This window comes from Pradoshia sp. (genome assembly GCF_051873915.1).
GTDB lineage: Bacteria > Bacillota > Bacilli > Bacillales > Pradoshiaceae > Pradoshia.
Genome location: NZ_JBJEFJ010000120.1, coordinates 1 through 1852, shown reverse-complemented (window position 1 = coordinate 1852; position 1852 = coordinate 1). Strand labels below are relative to the sequence as shown.

At 40.4% G+C, this 1852-nt stretch carries 1 protein-coding gene; it reads right to left on the bottom strand.

The annotated features are described in order from the left end of the window. Positions 1-88: 88 nt before the first annotated feature. The gene (gene ltrA / locus ACI35L_RS10980) at positions 89-1327 is read right to left on the bottom strand and encodes a group II intron reverse transcriptase/maturase (RefSeq protein ID WP_049670112.1); all 1239 of its coding nucleotides are present in this window, start codon (positions 1325-1327) and stop codon (positions 89-91) included. Positions 1328-1852 lie beyond the last annotated feature (525 nt).

The following is a 1852-nucleotide window of genomic DNA, read 5'->3' as shown; positions in this document are numbered from 1 at the left end:
GTCGAGTAGCCAATGGGAATTTCACCCAAAGGCTCTCACAGAACCGTACGTGAACCTCTCGATTCATACGGCTCTTATCATTCAACCATTAAGGAATCCATCCAAGAGCCCAATGTGAAAACATTTTGGGCTCTCTTTTCGCAAGTTCTTTAAGCCATTTTTCTGCACGAGCCCGATGTCCTTTAAACCTTTTAAATTTGCACATTGCCCATTTGACTAATCTACGATTTAAGCAGTCAATGGAGTATTTCACAGCTGAGGGGTTATATTTTGTGAAATAGTTCAACCAACCTCTAACTGTTGGATTTACCATTTCTGCTATAATTTCAATTCGACTACCTGAAAACCGCTGAATTTTCATTGCTTTGATTTTGTCTCTAAAGGCTTTAGCAGACTTTTTACTTACAGAAGGAAGAAAATTAAATTGCAGTCTTCCTAATCTGTCTTTAATAAAAATTCTACGAAAAGTATATCCTAAAAAGTCGAATTCAGTGACTTGGTATTCTTTCTGCCTGTCCTTATCTTTACAGTAGATAATCTTCGTTTTCTCTGGATGTAGTTCAAGCTTGCATTCTTTCATTCGTTGCCTCAGCTTGATTAATATCTCTTCTGCTTCTGATTCCGTCTTGCAGTGAATAATGGCATCATCCGCGTATCGTTCAAATGGCGCGTGAGGATTCGTTCGTACCATCCACACATCAAATGCATAATGCAAAAATAAGTTCGCAAGAACAGGACTAATGACACCACCTTGCGGTGTTCCACTCTTTCGGTAAATCTTGTGACCTTCTGAGTTAAGAAATGGTGCTTTGAGCCATCTTTCTATGTACATCAGTATCCACGGCTCATTTGTATGCTTTTGTACTGCCCGCATTAAGAGTTCATGATCAATATTATCAAACAGTCCCTTAATGTCGAATTCTATGACGTAGTCATATTTCCAACATCTTTTTCTTGCTTGTCCTATTGCATCTAGTGCCGATTTGTTTGGTCTGTATCCGTAAGAGTCTTTATGAAATATAGGTTCTACTTTCGGTTCAAAATATAGCTTTACTACCATCTGCGCTACTCTGTCTTCGACAGTTGGGATACCAAGTCCCCGTTTCCCTCCAGTTTTCTTAGGTATTTCAACTAACTTCACCGGAGGTGGGAAGTAACATCCTGAACTCATTCGATTCCATATTTTATAGAGATTATCCTTAAGATTCTCTTCGAATTCTTCTATAATTTGACCATCAATCCCTGCACTTCCTCTGTTTGCTTTCACCCTTTTGTAGGCAGACCAAACAACTTGCTTCGAGATTTTATATGGCTTACTCTCTCTCATCAAATCCTCCTGCTTTCACAGTTGTTATCAGTTTTCGAGTTGAATGACGGTGCCCCTTCGCTCTGCTGTCATTACAACAACTTCATTGCTACTACGAGCACCTCCGCCCCTGCACCACGCTTCGCTATTTCAATCTCGCCTTTCTGTGGCTTGTATCTTTTCACTTAACATCGTGTTGCAGGTTCCTGTGTTTCACATCAGAGCCTAATATACACTCATGCCGCCTTAATACCGTTTGCCAAGTAGCCAGCATTTCAGGTCATCTTCTACTCTTGTCCCTATCTAGTGGTGAAGGATAGGTTTTGGCAAAGTTTTACGTTATCGATACTTCTTCAGCGGTTCACTTTCGTTCATCTTTGTATATCTCACATGATTGATTTATTTCAACCTTTTCCCTAGACGCTTACTACCACAACTCTTTATTGCAGCAGCTTAGGGTTGTTTGATGGATTTGCCTGATTCAATCTCCATCGATGGACCTTCCATCATCTCTGATGTGCCTTTCACAGCACACCACCACCGTAC